At 50.9% G+C, this 20,414-nt stretch carries 20 protein-coding genes; 14 read left to right on the top strand and 6 right to left on the bottom strand.

From position 1 onward, the window contains the following. On the bottom strand, window positions 1-629 hold a 629-nt coding region (locus tag ACTS3T_RS15775), incomplete at its 3' end, for an ATPase domain-containing protein (protein ID WP_462935255.1). A 336-nt stretch (window positions 630-965) separates the two neighbouring features. On the opposite strand from ACTS3T_RS15775, the gene rpaB reads away from it, so the two are divergent. From rpaB to ACTS3T_RS15810, 7 genes are all read left to right on the top strand, one after another. Further along, on the top strand, window positions 966-1,694 hold the full coding sequence (gene rpaB, locus ACTS3T_RS15780) for a response regulator transcription factor RpaB (protein ID WP_377966382.1): 729 nt from the start codon (window positions 966-968) through the stop codon (window positions 1,692-1,694). 38 nt (window positions 1,695-1,732) lie between these two features. Further along, window positions 1,733-2,767 (top strand): phosphate acyltransferase PlsX, encoded by a 1,035-nt coding sequence (gene plsX / locus ACTS3T_RS15785; RefSeq protein WP_377966384.1) that lies wholly within the window; start codon window positions 1,733-1,735, stop codon window positions 2,765-2,767. Further along, entirely contained in the window at window positions 2,768-3,766 is a 999-nt protein-coding gene (locus ACTS3T_RS15790; RefSeq protein WP_377966386.1) for a beta-ketoacyl-ACP synthase III, read from the top strand. Window positions 3,767-3,823: 57 nt separating this feature from the next. Then, window positions 3,824-4,876 (top strand): Rieske 2Fe-2S domain-containing protein, encoded by a 1,053-nt coding sequence (locus ACTS3T_RS15795; protein WP_377966388.1) that lies wholly within the window; start codon window positions 3,824-3,826, stop codon window positions 4,874-4,876. Window positions 4,877-5,060: 184 nt separating this feature from the next. Next, complete coding sequence (gene bchI, locus ACTS3T_RS15800; RefSeq protein ID WP_377966390.1) at window positions 5,061-6,137, top strand: magnesium chelatase ATPase subunit I; 1,077 nt, start codon at window positions 5,061-5,063, stop codon at window positions 6,135-6,137. A gap of 14 nt (window positions 6,138-6,151) precedes the next feature. Next, window positions 6,152-6,640: a crossover junction endodeoxyribonuclease RuvC gene (gene ruvC, locus ACTS3T_RS15805; protein ID WP_377966392.1), complete on the top strand. Its 489-nt coding sequence runs from the start codon at window positions 6,152-6,154 to the stop codon at window positions 6,638-6,640. 71 nt (window positions 6,641-6,711) lie between these two features. After that, window positions 6,712-7,290 (top strand): hypothetical protein, encoded by a 579-nt coding sequence (locus ACTS3T_RS15810; RefSeq protein WP_377966394.1) that lies wholly within the window; start codon window positions 6,712-6,714, stop codon window positions 7,288-7,290. Between the two features lie 194 nt (window positions 7,291-7,484). Here ACTS3T_RS15810 and ACTS3T_RS15815 read toward each other — a convergent pair whose 3' ends face one another. Then, complete coding sequence (locus ACTS3T_RS15815) at window positions 7,485-7,829, bottom strand: hypothetical protein (protein ID WP_377966396.1); 345 nt, start codon at window positions 7,827-7,829, stop codon at window positions 7,485-7,487. 224 nt (window positions 7,830-8,053) lie between these two features. Between ACTS3T_RS15815 and rpsO the strand changes: the two genes are divergently transcribed. From rpsO to aroF, 3 genes are all read left to right on the top strand, one after another. Beyond that, entirely contained in the window at window positions 8,054-8,323 is a 270-nt protein-coding gene (gene rpsO / locus ACTS3T_RS15820; RefSeq protein WP_377966398.1) for a 30S ribosomal protein S15, read from the top strand. Between the two features lie 39 nt (window positions 8,324-8,362). After that, on the top strand, window positions 8,363-8,845 hold the full coding sequence (locus ACTS3T_RS15825) for a PAM68 family protein (RefSeq protein ID WP_377966400.1): 483 nt from the start codon (window positions 8,363-8,365) through the stop codon (window positions 8,843-8,845). 180 nt (window positions 8,846-9,025) lie between these two features. Beyond that, the gene (aroF, locus tag ACTS3T_RS15830; protein WP_377966402.1) at window positions 9,026-10,084 is read left to right on the top strand and encodes a 3-deoxy-7-phosphoheptulonate synthase; all 1,059 of its coding nucleotides are present in this window, start codon (window positions 9,026-9,028) and stop codon (window positions 10,082-10,084) included. A gap of 51 nt (window positions 10,085-10,135) precedes the next feature. Here the strand turns inward: aroF and ACTS3T_RS15835 are convergent, their stop codons facing one another. The 3 genes from ACTS3T_RS15835 to ACTS3T_RS15845 form a co-directional block, all read right to left on the bottom strand. Beyond that, a complete protein-coding gene (locus ACTS3T_RS15835; RefSeq protein WP_377966404.1) occupies window positions 10,136-11,392 on the bottom strand; it encodes a GspE/PulE/PilB domain-containing protein in 1,257 nt (418 codons plus the stop codon). 134 nt (window positions 11,393-11,526) lie between these two features. Next, window positions 11,527-12,660 (bottom strand): HetZ-related protein 2, encoded by a 1,134-nt coding sequence (locus tag ACTS3T_RS15840; protein ID WP_377966406.1) that lies wholly within the window; start codon window positions 12,658-12,660, stop codon window positions 11,527-11,529. A 155-nt stretch (window positions 12,661-12,815) separates the two neighbouring features. Beyond that, entirely contained in the window at window positions 12,816-13,076 is a 261-nt protein-coding gene (locus ACTS3T_RS15845) for a hypothetical protein (protein ID WP_377966408.1), read from the bottom strand. Window positions 13,077-13,521: 445 nt separating this feature from the next. On the opposite strand from ACTS3T_RS15845, the gene ACTS3T_RS15850 reads away from it, so the two are divergent. Next, window positions 13,522-14,229 carry a sugar transferase gene (locus ACTS3T_RS15850; protein WP_462935256.1) on the top strand — a complete coding sequence of 236 codons (708 nt, stop codon included), beginning with the start codon at window positions 13,522-13,524 and terminating at the stop codon, window positions 14,227-14,229. 157 nt (window positions 14,230-14,386) lie between these two features. Here the strand turns inward: ACTS3T_RS15850 and nei are convergent, their stop codons facing one another. Then, window positions 14,387-15,217, bottom strand: coding sequence for an endonuclease VIII (nei, locus tag ACTS3T_RS15855; protein WP_377966412.1), 831 nt, complete (start codon window positions 15,215-15,217; stop codon window positions 14,387-14,389). A 116-nt stretch (window positions 15,218-15,333) separates the two neighbouring features. Here nei and ACTS3T_RS15860 point away from each other — a divergent pair, with 116 nt between their 5' ends. From ACTS3T_RS15860 to ACTS3T_RS15870, 3 genes are all read left to right on the top strand, one after another. Then, window positions 15,334-16,572, top strand: a complete 1,239-nt coding sequence (locus ACTS3T_RS15860) for an LL-diaminopimelate aminotransferase (protein ID WP_377966414.1) — start codon at window positions 15,334-15,336, stop codon at window positions 16,570-16,572. A gap of 114 nt (window positions 16,573-16,686) precedes the next feature. Continuing rightward, entirely contained in the window at window positions 16,687-17,811 is a 1,125-nt protein-coding gene (locus ACTS3T_RS15865; protein ID WP_377966416.1) for a THUMP domain-containing class I SAM-dependent RNA methyltransferase, read from the top strand. A 356-nt stretch (window positions 17,812-18,167) separates the two neighbouring features. After that, window positions 18,168-20,381 carry an APC family permease gene (locus ACTS3T_RS15870; RefSeq protein ID WP_377966418.1) on the top strand — a complete coding sequence of 738 codons (2,214 nt, stop codon included), beginning with the start codon at window positions 18,168-18,170 and terminating at the stop codon, window positions 20,379-20,381. The last annotated feature ends 33 nt before the right edge of the window (window positions 20,382-20,414 follow it).

Consider the following 20,414-nt stretch of genomic DNA (forward strand, 5'->3'; position numbering starts at 1 on the left):
GGGATGGGGGGATGGGGGGATGGGGTAGCTGTTGGCTTAATGGGGGGCAAGCTTTGATCTTCAAGCCTTAAACTTGCCTCTTCCCTATCTCCCTCCCCTACTTCATCGCCCCCGTCTCTTTTCTCTTCACTCCCCGCGTCCCCGCGTCCCCGCGTCCCCGCGTCCCCTCCACTACCAATTCCCAACCGCTGCGATCGCAGCTTTACCTGTTGCCCCGACTCTTCAGCGCAAACATATAGCACCGGAAAGCTACGGGCTAGCTGATTAGCAACCTGTAACAGCAAAGTAGATTTGCCAATGCCTGGATCGCCGCCCACCAGCGTCAGAGAACCCGGAACAATGCCGCCGCCTAGCACCCGATCGAGTTCTCGATAGCCAGAGCTTAAACGGGCTTGAGGATGATCTTGAACTTGCTCTAGCGTTTGGGCAAGGCGCGGCTGGGGGGTTGAGGTACCCTGACGACGGCTCGAACGCGTTCGAGCCGTCGCTACTGGACTTGTTGCCGCAGCTTCGGTCGCCACCTGCTCAACTAGAGTATTCCAGCTACTACAAACCGGACAACGACCAAAAAACTGAGAGGATTCAGCACCGCATTCGTTGCAGACGTAAACTGTGCGAGATTTTGGCATACCCTATAAAACTAGACTAAAAAAAAGCTAATAATTTAGACCCACTTCTGAAGCCAACAAAAAATAGCAACATTAATTTACAGAAACGAAAGGATTCCTAAAGATAATCTCAACTTTTTTAACGACAAGATTTGACCTATCTAGAAGTTTTTTTTCGGATCCAGTTGAGTCGTTGAAGAATCTTAAAAAAGCTTGAAAACACCTAAGGCTCAGAGTTGCAAATAGATCAAGAACGAATAGAATGATTTATTATCTTAATATCACTGTACTAAAGTTTATTAACAGAAACTTACCTGTTGATTTAGGTATAGAACGTTCGGTAGGAGCCAGAAAGAATTGGAAAACGCAAAAGAAAAAATACTAGTTGTCGATGACGAGGCCAGCATCCGCCGAATCCTTGAAACTCGCCTCTCCATGATTGGCTATGACGTCGTCACGGCTGCCGATGGCGAAGAAGCTTTAGAAACTTTTCGCAACGCCGTCCCTGATTTGGTTGTCTTAGACGTGATGATGCCCAAGCTAGATGGCTATGGCGTCTGCCAGGAACTGCGTAAAGAATCCGACATTCCTATCATTATGCTGACAGCGCTAGGGGATGTTGCCGATCGCATTACTGGATTAGAGCTAGGAGCAGATGACTATGTGGTTAAACCGTTTTCGCCTAAAGAGTTAGAAGCGCGTATCCGCTCTGTTTTAAGACGAGTTGAGAAAAACAATACCTCTGGCATACCTAGTTCAGGGGTGATTCAGGTCAACAATATCCGAATTGATACTAATAAACGTCAGGTTTACAAAGGTGACGAGCGTATTCGCTTGACAGGTATGGAGTTTAGCCTCTTAGAACTGTTGGTAAGCCGCTCTGGTGAACCTTTTTCCCGTTCCGAAATCCTCCAAGAGGTCTGGGGCTATACGCCAGAGCGTCATGTTGATACTCGCGTCGTTGATGTTCACATTTCGCGGCTACGAGCCAAGCTAGAAGATGATCCTAGCAACCCAGAACTGATTCTGACTGCTAGAGGTACGGGTTATCTCTTCCAGCGAATTGTCGAACCAGGGGAAGAGTAGTCTGATAGAATTTCTTAAAGTTTCTACAGATTCAATCAATGGGGTTGACTCAGGCACGAATCGCAATTGACGCGATGGGTGGGGATTATGCGCCCGCCGAAGTTGTTTCTGGAGCTATTCGAGCTGCAGCCGAGCTTGGCGTGGAAATTCTTTTAGTTGGCGATCCAGAGGCGATTCGAGCTTCTACGCCACACCCTGAGAATTTGTCTCAGGTCGAAATCGTTCCCGCTGAAGGCACGATTGAAATGCACGAGGAGCCGTTGAGTGCCCTACGCCGTAAGCCGCAGGCTTCCATTAACGTGGCGATGGAGTTAGTCAAGCAGGGGCGGGCGGATGCTGTGGTTTCAGCAGGGCATTCCGGAGCCGCTATGGCTAGCTCTTTGCTGCGCTTAGGTCGCATTAAGGGGATTGATCGGCCTGCGATCGGGGCGGTTTTTCCTACGGTGATGGCTGACAAGTCAGTGCTGATTCTAGACGTTGGAGCCAACGTAGATTGCCGTCCCAAGTTTCTAGAGCAGTTTGCTGTAATGGGTACGGTTTATTCGCAGTATGTTTTGGGGGTTCAAGAACCCAGGGTTGGGCTGCTCAATATTGGCGAAGAACCTAGCAAAGGCAACGATCTGGCTTTGCGAGTTCACCAAGCCCTGAGCGACAATCCCGCCGTTCCTTTTGTGGGCAACGCCGAAGGCAGAGATATTCTCTCAGGTGATTTTGATGTGGTGGTATGTGATGGCTTTGTTGGCAATGTGCTGCTGAAGTTTGCGGAGGCGGTGGGGGAATCTATTCTGCAAATTTTGCGCGAAGAGTTGCCCCAAGGCGTGCGTGGTAAGCTCGGTACCCTGGTGCTGAAGAACAATTTACGACGTATTAAGCAGCGTGTTGACCATGCTGAACACGGCGGCGGTTTGCTGCTAGGTGTGGCTGGTATTGTAGTAATTAGTCACGGTAGTTCTCAGGCACCCTCTATTTTTAATGCTGTCCGTTTGGCGAAGGAAGCCGTGGATAATCGGGTGCTAGAGCGAATTAGAGCGCAGTACCAGAAGGTCGCTGCCCCTGCAACAGACGGAGAATAGATGCAGCAACAATTCAAGAACGGTGTTTCAATCATCGGCAGTGGTTCAGCTAAGCTAACGACTGCTCTCAGCAACGAGGATCTGAGTAAAATTGTTGAAACTTCGGATGAGTGGATTGCGACTCGAACCGGTATTCGGCAGCGGCATATTGCGAGTTCTCAAAACTCGCTGAGTAGCTTAGCGACGGAAGCCGCTCTTAATGCCATCGGTATGGCTAATCTGACGCCGATGGACATTGATTTGATCATTTTGGCGACCTCAACGCCAGACGATTTGTTTGGCAGCGCTAGCCAGGTACAGGCTGAGATGGGAGCTAGTCGAGCGGTTGCCTTTGATTTGACGGCAGCTTGTTCGGGCTTTGTTTTTGCTTTGGTGACAGCCGCTCAGTATGTTCGTACGGGTGTTTACAGGCATGTGGTGGTGATCGGGGCAGATTTGCTGTCGCGCTGGACAGATTGGGGCGATCGCCGTACCTGTGTGCTTTTTGGGGATGGGGCTGGCGCTGTGGTGGTGCAGGCTAATGAGCGCGATCGCTTACTGGGTTTTGAGCTTTGCAGTGATGGTTCGCTCAATCACTGTCTCAATCTGGCTTACCACTCCGAATCTAACCCGCTGATGGGCGATATTTCTGTGCAAACGGGACATTTTGCCCCTATCAGCATGAATGGCCGGGAAGTGTACCGCTTTGCCGTTAGCAAAGTACCTGAAGTCATTGAAAAAGCGCTGTTTCATGCTGGCTTATCAACTAGTGATATTGGCTGGCTGCTGCTGCACCAAGCCAACCAGCGAATTCTGGATGCTGTAGCTCAGCGTTTGAGCGTACCAAGCGATCGCGTGATCAGCAACATGGCTCGTCATGGCAATACCTCCGCCGCTTCTATTCCAATCGCCCTAGATGAAGCAGTGCGCGACCAGCGAATTCAGCCCGGTGACATTATTGCTTCTTCTGGCTTTGGTGCTGGCCTTACCTGGGGCGCTGCCATTTTTGAGTGGGGCTAGCATTGGAGCTACGTCTGCTAAGCTGCAAATCTGGCAAATATTGACGAGAAACAACCCGTGTCGGCGACTCCTCCGTTCTTTTTGCGTAATCTTTGGTATCACGCCATGCCCAGCCGTGCCCTCAAAGCAGGCAAACTGCTGGCGAAGACGCTTTTAGGCGAACCTGTTTTGTTTGGTAGAACCGCAGAGGGTAAGGCATTTGCGTTACAGGATATCTGCCCTCACCGAGCCATTCCGCTAAGCTGTGGCTGGTTTGACGGCAACGCTGTCCAGTGTTGCTACCACGGTTGGAAATTTGACTCAGCCGGACACTGCACTGAAATTCCGTCCCTCATGCCGGATCAGCAGCTAGATCTTAATCGCTTTAATGTGCAGGCTTATTCAGTTCAAGAGACGCAGGGCAATATTTGGATTTACATGCCCGAATCTGACCCCGCTAAGGCTGAGCCACCCCGGTTTGAGATTCCTAAAATTCCCGGTTTCGAGCCGCAAGCCCAGCCCAATGTCACCTATACCATGCGGTTTCCCTGCTTTATTGACCATGCGGTTGTCGGCCTGATGGATCCGGCGCATTCTCCCTATGTGCATCAGGCGTGGTGGTGGCGCACAAGCGAACTACATGACGAGGTTAAATGGTTTGATCCGTCTCCTTACGGCTTTACCATGCGGCGACATCGCATTGATCATGCCGGACGGCTATACGGGCTGATAGGCGGCATTCCAGAAACTGAAATTATTTTTTATTTACCCGGTCTGCGCACCGAAGAAACCACCACTCGCAAACATCGGGTGGTGAATTTAACCACGGTTACGCCCATTTCAGCTACCGAAACGGATGTCACCTTTGAGCTGTATTGGGATATTCCCTGGGGGTGGCTCATCAAGCCGTTGACGATTCCTTTGATCAAAGCCTTTTTGGGGCAAGATCGAGATGTGGTTGCCAAGCAGCAAATTGGCTTGAAACAAGATCCGGTATTGCGGCTGATTAAAGATTCGGATACCCCTGCCCGCTGGTACTATCAGCTTAAAAATGAATATGCGCGATCGCAGGCTGAAAAGCGTGAATTCGTCACCCCGGTCAAGTCTCAACAGCTACGCTGGCGGGCATAGGCCACAGTCGAACCTGTAGCCGCGTCACGTCAAGAATACTGACGCTGACTTGATTGCCTGACTCCCTCCTATGGCACAATGAGGAACAGTCATAAATTTTCGGTTAAATCTGTTAAATCTGTTCACGCATTTTAATGCGAGAGTCAAGATTTTTGTTCATTGCTGTTGCCAGTTTTGCAAGTCTATGTCAGCTCCCCGTCGCGCTGTTTTTCCCTTTACCGCTGTTATCGGCCAGGAAGATATGAAGCTGGCTTTGTTGCTCAATGTGATCGATCCCAAAATTGGTGGGGTGATGATTATGGGCGATCGCGGTACGGGCAAATCTACCACCATTCGTGCTTTAGCAGACTTACTGCCTGAAATTGAAGTGGTTGCAGATGATCCGTTCAATCGCGCCGCAGACGACCCCGCCCTACTGAGCGAACGCACTGGACAAGCCATTGCTACCGTGAAGAAGAAAGTACCCATGGTGGACTTACCCTTAGGGGCAACAGAAGACCGCGTCTGCGGCACCATTGATATTGAAAAAGCGCTGGCTGAGGGAGTAAAAGCGTTTGAACCGGGTTTGCTGGCAAAGGCCAATCGGGGCTTGTTGTATGTCGATGAGGTCAACCTGCTAGACGACCACCTAGTTGATGTGCTGCTCGATTCAGCGGCTTCTGGCTGGAATACCGTAGAGCGAGAAGGGATCTCGATTCGGCACCCGGCTCAGTTTGTTTTGGTGGGGTCAGGTAACCCTGAAGAGGGTGAACTCCGACCGCAACTGCTCGATCGCTTTGGCATGCACGCCGAAATTCGCACCGTCAAAGACCCAGAACTGCGGGTCAAAATTGTTGAAGAGCGCTCTGAATTCGATCGCGATCCCAGTGCTTATCTGGTACAGCACCAGACTCCTCAAACTGAACTACAGCAGCGGTTGGTTGAGGCGCAGGAACGGTTGAAGACGGTCAATATTGACCATGACTATCGGGTCAAAATCTCGCAGGTTTGCTCTGAGCTAGATGTAGACGGTCTACGGGGCGATATTGTCACTAACCGCGCCGCCAAAGCGCTGGCTGCTTATGAAGGTCGCACTGAGGTAACGGTAGACGATATTGGTCGGGTGATTGCCCTGTGTCTGCGGCATCGTTTGCGCAAAGACCCGCTAGAGTCAATTGATTCTGGCAACAAAGTCGAAAAAGTCTTTCGCCAGGTCTTTGGTTTACCGGAACCAGATGCCGAAACGGCAGCTAATGGTCGCCAGCCAGCCGGGGTGCGGTAGTCATCGCCATAGCAATGACGCAACGAATTCTTGGCTTAGACCCAGGGCTGGCAATCCTGGGTTTTGGCGTCTTAGACTGTCAAAATAGGGGGCAACTAGACGAATCTAGCGTTGCCATCCTTGACTTTGGCGTGATTGAAACCCCGGCTAAAACTGCTGTGGGCGATCGCCTTTGCACAATTTATGACGATCTCCATAGTTTGATTCAGCAATGGCAGCCAGACCTCATCTCCATTGAAAAGCTATTCTTTTATCGCATGGGCAATACCATTTTGGTTGCTCAGGCACGGGGGGTAATTATGTTGGTGCTGGCTCAGCAAAAGATTCCTTTTATTGAATTCACCCCCGCCCAGGTGAAGCAAGCGCTTACTGGCTACGGCAATGCCGATAAACAAGCTGTACAAGCCGCCGTTGCCAGAGAATTAAATTTAGCCAGTATCCCGCGCCCTGATGACGCTGCCGATGCCTTAGCACTGGCGCTAGCGGCTTGGTTTCAACGCTAGCTTTAGCATAAATGGCGCTTCTGGCCGATTAGCCAACAACCTTAACACCCTGGCCAAACTCACTTAAACCTATGGGACGCAACGCCAAACTTCGCAAACAACGACGCCAAGAACGACAGGGGGAAGCGGCGGCTACCGCAGCGAACAAGCCGTTGTTTCGCCAACCCCGAAAGAAAACGCAGCTAGAAGTGGCGGCTCTACCGTCGCCAGATTTACCCACTGCCCCACCTAAATCTTTTTTAAGTAAGCTATTTTCGCGATCGCTGTCTCCGTCTGCGCAATCGCTTAGCAGCACGGCTGAGGAAATGGAACGCTTTTTTGCGACTTACCAGCAGTGGTTAGGGGCGATCGCTTGGGAAGGTTATCAAACGCTGGGGCCAGGTTTGCTGCTAGCCGTCAATACTGATTCGCAAACAGTGCAAATCGAGTACGTAGCCAAAAAAGCGCTGAGCCGTCATTTCCCGGCTGAGTCAATCGACTCGGTTCAAGAACTGACAAAACTCTGCGATTTTGAAAGCGAAATCACGCTAGTTTATACCACCCTAGCGGGAGAAACGATGCTGGGTTCGCCGCGATCGCCAGAGCCGTCACCTGCCGAATGCCATCAGCTCTGGCAAGCAGGCCAATTGGTCATGCCTGAACGGCCATAAAAAACTGCTTCTCAACCAACCGGAGAGAAGCAGCTATCCCTATAGCCAAAGGTAAAAGATTGGGGGCAGAGAACAGAAGAAAAGCCTTTAATAGAAGGCTTTTAGCCATTAAAGTGTTTCAACACTTGTGGCGACAGCTCTCTCACACCCCCACAAACAGAAAGCGTTGTTGGTGAAACCTCGGCTCTGTTTGCCTACGAGTTTTGCTTAACAACAGGCGTAATGCCTTGACGCTCTAAGCAAGATTGAAATTCTTCTTCTGCCTGACTAATTTCGTATTCGCTGTAGTTGTCTTTTAAGTCGAAAACTCGCTCTAAATAGTCGTTGCCGAATTCGCCCAAAGCTCGCTGTAAATCGCCTTCGGTGAGTTGTTGAGGCAGACATTTGGCGATCGCCGTTACATCCTTACCATTAGGATCGACAAACCCATCACTGCTAGCCGCTTGAGCAGGCGCTGCTTGAAACCAAACCAGCACGCCTAAAACGGCTGCCATCAACCAACGACTCAAGGGTTGGCAAACTTGCTTAAAAATTTGCATAAGAAATTTTCCGTTAACAACTCCTCCACAGTTACAAATATTCATACTCTTATCCTCTCCCTAAAGGGATGTATTGCCAGCTAATGAGTCTTACCCTGGGGGGGTAGTGGCAGCCAGCCAACGGCTAGATCCGCCAAATCTCTGGTGCTGCATCCCAGAGCCGCTATGATAATATAGTTGACTCTGGCAAAAAGCGTTCAAAGTCGGAATATTACGTCAAATCTATGTCTCTGCTACAAGCCCGTAAACAAGAAATTATCTCTGACTATCAAGTACACGAAACAGATACCGGATCGGCAGACGTTCAGGTGGCTATGCTGACCGAGCGCATCAACAAACTAAGCGCTCACCTCAAGCAAAATAAAAAAGACTATTCCTCGCGGCGAGGTTTGCTGCAAATGATTGGTCGCCGCAAGCGTTTGCTCGGCTATATCCAAAAACGAAACAACGATCACTACCGTGAACTCATTGGCAAACTGGGTATCCGAGGTTAAGTCGGTTAATTAACTGTTGTTTCCCGTTGTCTAAAGCTCATGCCTTCAGAGTCAAAGCGCGATCGTCTACCGTTTGAGCCTAGCAGTAATCGTAAAAAGGCCGAAAAAACGGCTGCAAAACCAGTCAATCAAGGCAGCGAAGCCCCCAAAAATAGTGGCTCTGCTTCTAAAAAGAAGTCTAACCCGGCTCAGCGCAATGCTATCCCAGAGGTGGTGAGCCAGCGGATGCTGCGGCGCATGGCTTTCTTTTCGGGTTTGCCTACCGCTCTAGGGGTGGCTATCTTCTTCGGCAGCTATTTTTTGCTGACTCGGCAAATTATTGAGTTTCCTAAAGTGGTGGTTTTACTGTCTACGCTGGGCTGCTTTGGGCTGGGCGTCGTGGGTCTGAGTTACGGCGTTTTATCAGCTTCTTGGGATGAGGAGCGCGTAGGTACCCGTTTGGGCTGGGGCGAATTTGGCACCAACTTTGGCCGCATGACAGCCGCTTGGCGATCAGGCCGGACTGATTCAAAGGCCAACTAGCGCCGACCCAAAATTGCTAACTGTTTCCTGCATCCGCTTGAATGAGTCCTCAGTTGACCTTAGTTTTGGGTTGGCTGAGGACAAATGTTATTTTAGGGGCGGTTCCCGAAAGTTTTTTCAGCAAAACGCCAAGCTGTGGTTTGGCGGGTACTCACGTTTACACTAGCGGACTTCACCCGAATGATTGTCGTTCTCAAACCTGGTACGCCTAATCTCGAAATTGAACAGCTCACGCAAGAGTTCCAAAGCCAAGGCCTCAATCCTGAAAAAATTGTGGGTAAACACAAGGTCGTTATTGGCTTGGTGGGGGATACTGCCGATTTGGATCCGCTACAGCTGCGAGAACTCAGCCCCTGGATTGAGCAAGTCTTACGCGTTGAAAAGCCTTTTAAGCGGGCAAGTCGCGATTATCGCCACGGTGAAGCTAGCACAGTTACGGTTACAACTCCGGGCGGTTCAGTCGCTATTGGAGAACACCAGTCGCTGGTGGTGGTGGCTGGGCCTTGTTCAGTAGAAAATGAAGCGATGATTATTGAAACGGCTCAGCGGGTCAAAGCTGCAGGGGCTCATTTTCTGCGGGGGGGAGCCTACAAACCGAGGACTTCGCCTTATGCTTTTCAAGGTCATGGCGAAAGTGCTTTAGAGCTTTTAGCAGCTGCTCGACAGGCTTCGGGGCTAGGCATCATTACCGAAGTAATGGATACGGCTGATGTTGAAAAAGTGGCTGCGATCGCCGATGTATTGCAGGTGGGCGCTCGTAACATGCAAAATTTTGCATTGCTCAAAAAGGTCGGCGCTCAAGATAAGCCCGTTTTGCTCAAGCGCGGTATGTCTGCCACCATTGAAGAGTGGCTGATGGCGGCTGAGTATGTTTTGGCGGCAGGCAACCCTAACGTTATTTTGTGCGAACGGGGTATTCGCACCTTCGATCGCCAGTATGCACGCAACACGCTAGATTTATCTGCTATTCCGGTATTGCGGAGTCTGACTCATTTGCCAATTATGATTGATCCCAGTCATGGGACGGGACGGGCTGAGTATGTGCCCGCTATGGCTATGGCTGCGATCGCAGCGGGAACAGATGCCTTAATGATTGAGGTGCATCCTCATCCTGCCAAAGCGCTATCGGATGGCCCCCAGTCTTTATCGCCGCAGCAGTTTGATCAGCTCATGCCTCAGTTAGCCGTTTTGGGCAAAGCGATGAATCGCTGGCCTCAGCCTGCTGCTGCAATGATTTAACCCGTTTTGTGCTTAAGCTGGCAGGTTATTGGTGCGAGTTGAAGAGTTTGCTTACGCATCTGTTTGGGGTGGCTCAGGGGGCTTTGCGCCGCTGTTTTGAGTGCGCAAAATGTTTTGCACCTCTAGTTCCATTTGTTTCAGCAGTTCAATAATGGCTGGCAGCGCTTCCACTTGATTGGTGGCCACAACAAGGTTTTGCCGCGCCCGATCGCGAATTTCACAGATCCGCTGCTGTAGGGTTTGGGCAATGCCTAAGGCATCGCGGCCTAGCTTATCAATTTGTTGCTGTTGATAAAACTTTAAGGCAGCACCGCGTAAAACCTGTAGCGTGGCTTCTTCTCCCTGCGCTCCTGGCATGACGCGAAACCGGAGTAAAACCCGCGTGTTGTTGTAAAGCCGTTCAATTTCTACTTGTTTAGCTTTTTGCAGGGGAATCAGTGAAATGTGCGTCAAAAGCTTGAATTCATTGATCACGCCTTGAAAGCTGTCAATCTGTAAGTTATCTAAAATAGACTGGGGCACCCCATCTTTGCTCCATAGCACTCTGCCGCTATCGGCTAATCTTTCAAAGTAAAGACGGCCAATGCCTTCATCTAGCACTCGGCTAAGTAGTGCCTGCATCATTTCTTTGGGAGCTAGCGATCGCAGCGATTCAATCGATCCAAGCTGATGTTCAGACTCAACTTGCAGATGCAAGGGCGGACGCACCCCAGGACGGGCTGTTGGCTGGGCGGGCACCGTTGGCTCTGGCTGCTTACGAGGCTGGGACGACGGCGTAGATTGAGGTGTAGCGGTTGATGGCTGGCTAGCAGCGGCGGCGGCACTGGCTTCTAACTGTTCAGGGGTATCGACGACCAGCGTTGGCTGTTGATTTTGTTCTCGATAGTCGTCTTGGCGATTGGGGGCGCGTCGCTGTTCCTGCACGGGAGGAGCCGCTGGCTCTTGGACTTGAGAAGCTTGCTCGGCTTTTTGTTTCGCCTTGGCTGAGTGGCTGAGGTATTTTGAAAGGGTGTCTCGGTGCCATTCTGACGAAATTTGCCAGGATACAATTGAACAGTTGATATAAGCTACCAATCGGCGGACGTAGTCTGCGGCTGCGCGATCGGCAGGATTAACCATTCCCAGATTGAGGCAACTTCCTTCAATTGAAAGCGGCAAAACCTGGTAATATAAACAAGCCTCAAACGGCAAAATGCCATCGACTAGAGTGAACATTTGCCTTAAGTCAGCTCGCTGGGCAGCAGGAGATTGCTCAGCGCTAGGCGGTTTACTAGACGAATCAGCGGGATTTTCAGGAGCGGTTGGCATGGCGGCGGGTGGATCAACTGAGCCTGTTACTATTTTCGAGCCTATGCACCTGCATCAGGGAGTTACGGCTGTATATCAGGCAACTCGTAACAGATATCTAAAGATACCCTAGATTTAGAGGTGGCAATCGCTACTCAAACAGCAGCGTTACGCAAGTTCTGCGCAGTTAGATAAAGCTTAGCCCACTCTGAGATCACTTGTTTAGAACGCAAATTGAGTTCTTTGGCGATCGCGTCAATGCTTTTACCCGCTTTGAGGGCTTCTAGCAAATGCTGCTGTTGGGGATCACAGGTGGTCAAAAAATCTTGCCATTGAGCAGGGGTTAAGCCTAAGTTGTGTTCCTTTAAAGAAGTCTTCAGCCAGCTATGAACCAGTTGCGGCTGTTCTTTGAGGGTGAAGACCCGAATGGCGTGGTAGCTAATCTTTTCTCTTAAGCGATAGACCTGCTGAATGGGAATGGCTAGCTGCTTGGCGATCGCTTCCTGACTATAGCCTTGGAGATGCAGCTCTAGCCACTGCACGGCTTGAGCGTCTAAATGTTCTGCCAGGTAGATTAAAAAGCGGTCTTTAACCTGGGTGCGAACCGTTTGCTGCTCGATCCAGTCTTGCTGCTCTTGGTAACTGGCTAACGCCTGAACATCGAGCAGGCTGAGCGAACTTTCGTCATCATTAGTGGCAATTTCCTCCGAAATCAGCCGCACCAGGTCGCTAGTGGGAACCTGCGTCATGCCGCCTTTTTGGGAGCGCCGCAAATAATTGACAAAGCGGTACACCAGCAACGGCTGGTTGCGAATAGGGCGTAGACAGTACTCTTCAATACTGGCTAGCATCAAGGTATTGCGTAGACGATAGCTGGGCGTACAGTGAGAAATCCAGTCTATTTGCCGCCGCAAATGGTTATCGCTTTGCAGCATTTCCTGGATGACTTCTTGCAAAACATCCATGACTGTACGGCGGCGATCGCGGCTCAGGGCAATCCAGGTGCGAATTTTGCTGCGAATTAAAAACAGACTGCCCAGGCGCTTTAGCAACTGTTGATAGGCGCGATCAGGACTAACGCCCCAGTAGCGCTGCTGTAAAATGCGATAGCGATATTCAATTGCCTGACGGGCAACGGCTAGCTCAGCATCGCTGTATTGGTTGAAGCGTTCCTGATTTTCGCCAATCAGCCAGCGCGTCACCGCTGCATAAACTGCCAGATTGTGATCTGGGTAGTCTTTTTGCAGACGTGCTTGCCACTTATGCGTCAGGTCTTCAGCCAATGACATTCGTAAGCAGACTCCCGCTCTCCAATACAACCGCAAGTGGCCAAAAATGCTCAGCCCGGATACCCATACGGGGTTGGCTTTGATCCTACCAGTCGGTCACTGCAGCAAACTACATCATAAGGAATTCAGGGGAAATCTGCTCATTTAACCTGAGCTTACTCGTTTTTGGGCTGTTGCTTTTCCAGCGCCGAGGTCAGCCGTTGCAGCGTTTCAGTGAGTTGACCCAGTTGGGCTAAAGAGCGATCTTGATTTTCTACTAGCGTTTGAATCGCATCTGTGAGCGCAAAAATTTGATAGCCCTGCTGTTGAGTTTGCTGGGCGATCGCATCAACCCGTTCAGACAGGCGATTGATTGTTTCTGTACTGGCTAGCACCGTTTCTCCAATCTTTTGAATCACCTGATCATTCTGACTCAAAACAGTTGGCTCCCACCAAAATTCAGTGGTTATTATAATACCGTCTCTGTTTGATCAAGTCTTGATCGCTTCGACAAATTAGAGGCGGATCTATTCTGACAATTGGAAAGTGGAACTAATTATTGACAGCAGCGTCTAAAAGCCTGAGTTTAGAGGGTTTTAAGGCTGATATGGTATTCCTGATAACCTTTGAGAACTGCTTTTCCCCATTTCGGCAGCAAGTTTCCGAAAAATTGTTTGACTTCATGAGAACTTCATCAAATAGCGGTATTTGTTGATTGCATTGCAAAGATTCTCAGAATCTACCTCTAGGTGCTAGGCCAACTTTAAATAGAGTTTGTAACTTCGTAAGTAATCCCACTTAAGTAAATGTATATGCTGCACTTCCGTGCTACAGCCCATGACCCAATCGTCTAACCTGAAAGCATCGAAGCCAGCTTTTGCAATGGCTGCTTCCAACAACTTGTCAGAAGCCTTAGTGCAGCCAACGACCGCCCTCGCGCTAGAAACGGTAGCGATTCCAGCTAGTGTTTTTGATCGGCGGCCACATCCGTCTGCACTCAGCGCTGTTAAGCGTCTGATTGATATTGCCGGAGCGCTCGTTGGACTGATTGTTTTAGCAATTGCGTTTGTGCCAATTGCGATCGCGATTAAGCTCGATAGCCCAGGCCCTATTTTTTATTCTCAAACCCGCTATGGCTTGCAGGGCAAACCGTTTCAGATCTGGAAGTTTCGTTCGATGGTGGCCGATGCCGACAGGCTCAAAAGTATCGTTCAAAACGAAGCCGCAGGTTTGATTTTCAAAAATGAAGCTGATCCTCGCATTACTCGAGTCGGTCGGTTTTTGCGCAAAACCAGTTTGGATGAATTTCCGCAGTTTTGGAACGTTTTAAGCGGCGATATGAGTATTGTAGGGACTCGCCCCCCCACCAGCGACGAAGTTGCCAACTACTCAGACTATCACTGGCGGCGTTTGGATGTTAAGCCAGGGCTGACCGGGCAGTGGCAGGTGAGTGGCCGTTCTCAAATCAAAGACTTTGAAGAAATTGTCAGCCTCGACTTGCAGTATCAGTCTCGCTGGACGCCTGTTTATGATTTGCAAATTATTATTCGTACGGTGCTGGTGCTGCTGCGGGGTACGGGTGCTTGCTAATGACTGCATAACTAAAGGCAGAAGTTAGCATAAAAAGCTTTTTGGCAGCGGTTTATATCAATTCTCGATTTTGGATTTTCGATTTTGAATTGAACAATCTTTGCGCTGCATCCGTTTCGTCATTCTCCTCTGTACCTTTCTTTTGGAAGAATCGGTATTACTCGGCTTGCGACCCCTGGCAGCTAGGACAGTAGTAATAGCGTCGTCCCCCGGCTGAGTCTTTGATAATTTGGCGATCGCACTGAAAGCAAGGTTTGCCTTGACGCCCAAACACCCAATGGCGGTAATCTTTACGGGCATAGCCTGCGGCTTTAAGCTGGTTAGCTAGGTCGAGGTCGTTGGTAATGCCGTGATAGCGATAAGACTGATAAGGCAGGGCGATCGCGGCGGTGGCAAATTTTTGCAGTTGCTCAGGGGTGCATTCTAGCGGTCGCTGAGTGGGGTGAATGCCTGCTACATACAAAATTTCGCTGCGCAGGTAATTGCCGATGCCCGCTAAAAACTGCTGATCGAGCAGCAATGATTTAAACTGGCGTCGATAAAAGGGCTGGGTTTGTACTCTGGCTAAAACCGCTGCTGGGGTTGCTTCTGGTCGCAGCACATCTAGCCCAATTCGCTGAATAAAGGGGTGAGCTGAAATCTCCTTGTTGTGGAGCACTTCAATGTCAGAAGCGCTATAGAGCAAGGCTGATTTTTTCGCGGTATGTAAGGCCAAGCGTAGCTGCCGATTGGTTTCTGGATAGCTGTGGGCTGGCCGCACAAACCATTTGCCATAAAGCTGATTGTGACTATAAATATTGAGCTGATTGCTAAAGCGAATCAGCATTGCTTTGCCGTAGGTTTCAACGGCTTCAACCTGATATCTGGCTAGATCGGCTTCATACGGTTTGAGCTGAGCAAAGGCAAAAAAGACCGCTTTCATCGGCTGGTGGGCGATCGCTTGGGCAATTTTATCAGCGGCTCTACGAATTTCCGGGCCTTCGGGCATTTCAATGGCAAAGTAACAGCTTTTCTTATTATCAACAGCCGGCCTGTCTGACTGCGATCGCCTTTCCGTACACCTGATAAGCTGAATGAGGGCGTTTGTATGACTCAATTGGATGTATGGCAACCGTTAACGACAACTACTTAAAGCTGAAGGCGGGGTATCTCTTTCCAGAAATTGCGCGGCGGGTCAGTGTTTTTGCTGAGGCAAACCCGACGGCACCTATCATCAAGCTGGGCATTGGAGATGTCACTGAGCCACTGCCCGAAGCCTGCCGGACTGCCATGATTCAGGCGGTTAAAGATATGGGCGATCGCGAGACGTTTAAGGGATATGGCCCAGAACAGGGCTATCTTTGGCTAAGAGAAAAGATTGCCGCCCAAGACTTTCAGGCACGAGGCTGTGATATTGAGGCTGCAGAAGTGTTTGTCTCCGATGGAGCCAAGTGCGATACAGGCAACATTCTTGACATCTTCGGCAAAGACAACAAGATCGCCGTCACCGATCCGGTCTATCCCGTGTATGTCGATACCAACGTGATGGCTGGCCATACCGGAGCGGCCAGCGACAGCGGCGAGTACGAAGGGCTGGTTTATCTGCCCATGACCGCAGATAATCACTTCTCACCAGCGCTACCGACGACAAAGGTTGATTTAATTTATTTGTGTTTTCCCAACAACCCCACTGGCGCAACCGTCACCCGAACCGAGTTAAAGCAATGGGTTGACTACGCCCGTGAGCAAGGGGCAATTATCTTTTTTGATGCTGCCTACGAAGCCTATATTACGGATCCTGAACTGCCGCACTCTATCTATGAAATTGAAGGGGCACGTGACTGTGCTATTGAGTTTCGCTCTTTTTCTAAAAATGCTGGCTTTACCGGAACCCGCTGCGCCTACACGGTTGTCCCCAAAGGTCTGATGGCTAAAGCCAGCGATGGCGCTGAGGTAGAACTGCACAAGCTATGGAATCGGCGGCAGTCTACCAAGTTTAATGGCGTCTCCTACATTGTCCAGCGCGGCGCAGAAGCGGTTTATTCGCCAGCGGGTCAGCAGCAAATTCAGGGGCTGATTGATTTTTACCTTGAAAATGCGCGGATTGTGCGAGAGCAGCTAACCCAAGCAGGCATTGATGTCTATGGCGGCGTCAATGCCCCTTACGTTTGGGTGAAGACGCCTGAGGGGCTATCGAGCTGGGACTTTTTCGATAAGTTGCTCAATACCTGCTACGTGGTGGGAACGCCCGGTTCGGGTTTTGGTGCCGCTGGTGAAGGCTATTTTCGCATTTCGGCTTTCAACAGCCGCGAGAATGTGAACGAAGCGATGCAGCGAATTGTCCAAACTTTTAAGGCGCAATAGCAAAGCTAAAGGCAAAAGGCTGAAGGCCGCGGGCAGCATGAAAGCTTTTCGGCCTTCAGCTTGCGACAATTCTAGGGGCTTAACCCTGGTGGCTACCGTTATAGATTCGACTGAATGGCGCAGTATTTTGCAACCGTGGCTCGTGGGCTAGAAGCCCTGGCTGCTACCGAACTAGAAAATTTGGGTGCTAAACAAGTGACCCCTGGCTTTTGCGGGGTTGAATTTGTCGGCGATCGCCCTTTGCTGTACCGGGTTAACCTCTGGGCTAGGTTGCCCTTTCGCATTTTGTGCCAGCTAGGGGAATTTGCCTGCCAGGATGCTGACGACTTATATCGAGGGGTGCAAAAAATCGACTGGTCGCTTTACCTGACGCCAGACCATACCCTGGCTGTCACAGCTACAGGCAAAACTCAGCAGCTCAACCACAGCCACTTTACAGCGCTACGGGTCAAAGATGCCATTGTTGATCAGCAGCAGTTGACGGTGGGTCAGCGCTCTAGCATTGATACCGAAGCGCCTGACGTGCGGGTCAATGTGCATATCTATCGCGATCGCTGTACCGTGAGTCTGGATAGTTCGGGAGAGAGCCTGCACCGTCGCGGCTATCGCCCAGCGATGGGAGATGCGCCGCTCAAAGAAACTTTAGCGGCGGCTCTGATTCAGCTTTCAGACTGGCAGCCAGATTTGCCTTTTTTTGATCCTTTGTGTGGTTCCGGCACTTTGCCCTTAGAAGCCAGTTTGATTGCTTTGAAGATTGCACCAGGACTTTATCGCGATCGCTTTGGTTTTGAAACTTGGCCTGATTTTGACATTGACCTGCTAGATCAGTTGCTAAAAGAAGCTGATGATTGCCAACTCGAACAGTTACCCGCGCCGATTAGCGGTAGCGATCGCAATCCTGAAGTGATTCAACAGGCGCGTACCAATGCTACTAACTGTGGCGTGGGCGATCAGGTAACGTTTTCGCTCACTGACTTGGAAGCTGTCGAAGCCCCTAGCGATCGCGGCGTCTTGCTGTGCAATCCGCCCTATGGTGAAAGACTGGGTGATGATGCCGATTTGGGCGCATTTTATCGGCTGTTAGGGGATGTTTTGAAGCAGCGGTTTAAGGGCTGGACGGCTTATGTTCTCAGTGGCAACAAGTCACTGGCTAGCTACATTGGTCTGAAGTCGTCACAGCGCTTTGCGGTTTTCAATGGGGCGTTGCCCTGCCAGTTGATGAAGTATGAACTTTACTAAAATTCAAGCCCTAGCTAAAGGTAGAGGGCTGAGAAGGGCAGAAAGCTGAGGGCAGAATGTAGAAGGAAAGCTTTGCTGTCAGCGGCTTTCAGTGATTGAAGGGTTGCTGGGGACTACCGCAATAGATGGCTGCAAAAGCCGCTGATAAGACAGGCTATATGGCCTCTTGGCAATGGGCAGAGGTTTTTAGTGGGGAATTGTTTTCGCAGCTTGTTCAGCCGCCATAGCCGTTGATTTTGGTCAGTTTTGACTTAGCGCTGTTTTGCTGGGGTCGTCAACCCAAGCAAGACACAGATTGGAATAGGTCGTTAAGCTGAGGGAGAAAGCCGCCCTTTGTTGTTCTTACCGCCTCGGTTATGCAATTTTTCTCCAATCGCCCCGCCAAGCCGCCTGAAACTGTGCCTGCCAATAGTGAAGGCTTGGGTACCTTTGGCGGCGTCTATACCCCGTCTATTTTGACCATCTTGGGCGTGATTATGTATCTGCGCTTTGGTTGGGTGGTGGGCAATGTGGGGTTGCTAGGTTCATTGCTCATTGTGACGCTCTCTACTGCCATTACGCTGCTGACGGCTCTTTCTATTTCGGCGATCGCGACTGACCGGGTCGTCCGGGTGGGGGGAGCCTATTACATGATTAGCCGCTCTTTGGGCATTGAAACGGGCGGGGCTGTGGGCATTCCGCTCTATTTTGCTCAAGCTCTATCGGTAGCGCTTTATACCATTGGTTTTGCAGAGAGCGTCATTGGCGCTTTTAGCCAGCTCAATCAGTTTTATGTGGCTCTGATCACTACGGTTGGGGTAGCGGCTCTAGCGCTGGTTTCGGCGAAATTTGCTATTCGGGCGCAGTACTTTATTATGGCGGCGATCGCCCTTTCGCTGATTTCTCTGCTGCTGGGTCAACCGTTAGAACCCACCCGAATTGAAATGTGGGGTACCCCCGGCGGTGAGTCGTTTTGGCAGGTGTTTGCGGTTTTCTTTCCGGCGGTTACGGGCATCATGGCGGGTGTCAACATGTCTGGCGATTTGCGCAATCCCATTCGCGCTATTCCGATGGGGACATTGGCCGCAGTTGGGACGGGCTACGTCATCTATATGGGATTGCCGCTGATTTTAGCAACGCGGGTGGATGCCTCTACGCTGGTGAGCGATCCGCTGATTATGCAGCAAATCTCGCTTTGGGGGCCAGCTATTTTTTTGGGGGTGTGGGGTTCGACTTTATCCAGTGCGTTGGGCAGCATTTTGGGGGCACCTCGGATTTTGCAAGCCCTGGCGCGAGACGGGGTTTTGCCGCAGTGGATGTCATTTTTAGGCAAAGGCAGCGGTGCTGAAGATGAACCGCGCTTGGGCACAGCCGTAACGCTGGTGGTGGTGATTGCGGCGGTGTGTATTGGCGACCTCAACCTGATTGCCCCGGTTTTGACCATGTTTTTCTTAACCACTTACCTGGTTTTAAACGTTTCGGCAGGGATTGAAGGCTTTTTGAATAGCCCTTCGTTTCGACCCTTGTTTCGGGTGCACTGGTCGCTGTCGCTGCTGGGAGCGATTGGCTGTCTGGCGGCTATGCTTTTGATCAACCCCGTCGCTACGCTGGTGGCAGGGCTGATTGTGCTGGGTTTTTACCTCTGGTTAGAGCGGCGCGAATTGAGCGTTACCTGGGGCGATGTTCGCCAGGGCGTTTGGATGATGCTGTTGCGGACTAGCTTGTTTCAGCTCAGCCAGCGGAGCCAGACGGATGCTAAAAACTGGCGTCCGCACTTTTTGGTGTTGTCGGGGGCTTTGCCGCGTCGTTGGGGGTTGGTAGAGCTAGCCAATGCGCTCAATCACAATCGCGGTTTGTTTACGGTGGCCAGTATTTTACCCACGGGTTCGCGCGATTTGCCCCGGCAAGAAAAGCTAGAAGAAACCATTCGCGACAATATGCAAGCGCGCGGTATTCAAGCGCTAGTGCGGCTGCTAACAGCCCCTGATCCGTTTGAAGGGGCGAGGCGTCTGGTGGAAATCTACGGCTTGGGGCCAATGGTGCCGGATACGGTGTTGCTGGGGAACAACGAAGAACTTAGTAGCCGCGATCGCTATTGCTGGCTGATTGACCAACTGCACCAGGCCGAGCGTAACGTCTTGATTTTTCGAGATGCGCCCGCAATGCCTCCCAATCGTCACCGCAAAATTGATGTTTGGTGGGGCGGTCTACATGCCAATGGAGGGTTGATGCTGCTGCTGGCCGATTTACTTCGCGCCAATATTGATTGGCGTGGGGCTACCCTTTGCCTCAAGCTGATGGTTGAAGATGCCGCCGCCGCGGCAACGGCAGCCGCTAACTTAGCTCACTTAATGCAAACGTTGCGCATTGGTGCGGTGCCAGAAGTCTTGGTTATGGATGGCCGCTCGTTTGCTGAGATTGTGCAGGCTTCGTCGCAGCACGCCGATATGGTGTTTTTGGGCATGGCGACACCGGGGCCAGACTTTGGCAATTACTACGCCAAGCTGCAACTGCGCACGCAGAACTTACCGCCGACGGTTTTTGTCTTGGCTTCGCCTAGTTTCTCGTTTGCCGAAGTGCTGATGGAGTAAGCGCCGTTCCTCCCTTAGCCGAGCGATGGCATA

The sequence above is a fragment of the Almyronema sp. genome, assembly GCF_052168255.1.
GTDB classification, from domain to species: Bacteria; Cyanobacteriota; Cyanobacteriia; order Phormidesmidales; family Phormidesmidaceae; genus Sphaerothrix; species Sphaerothrix epifaneia.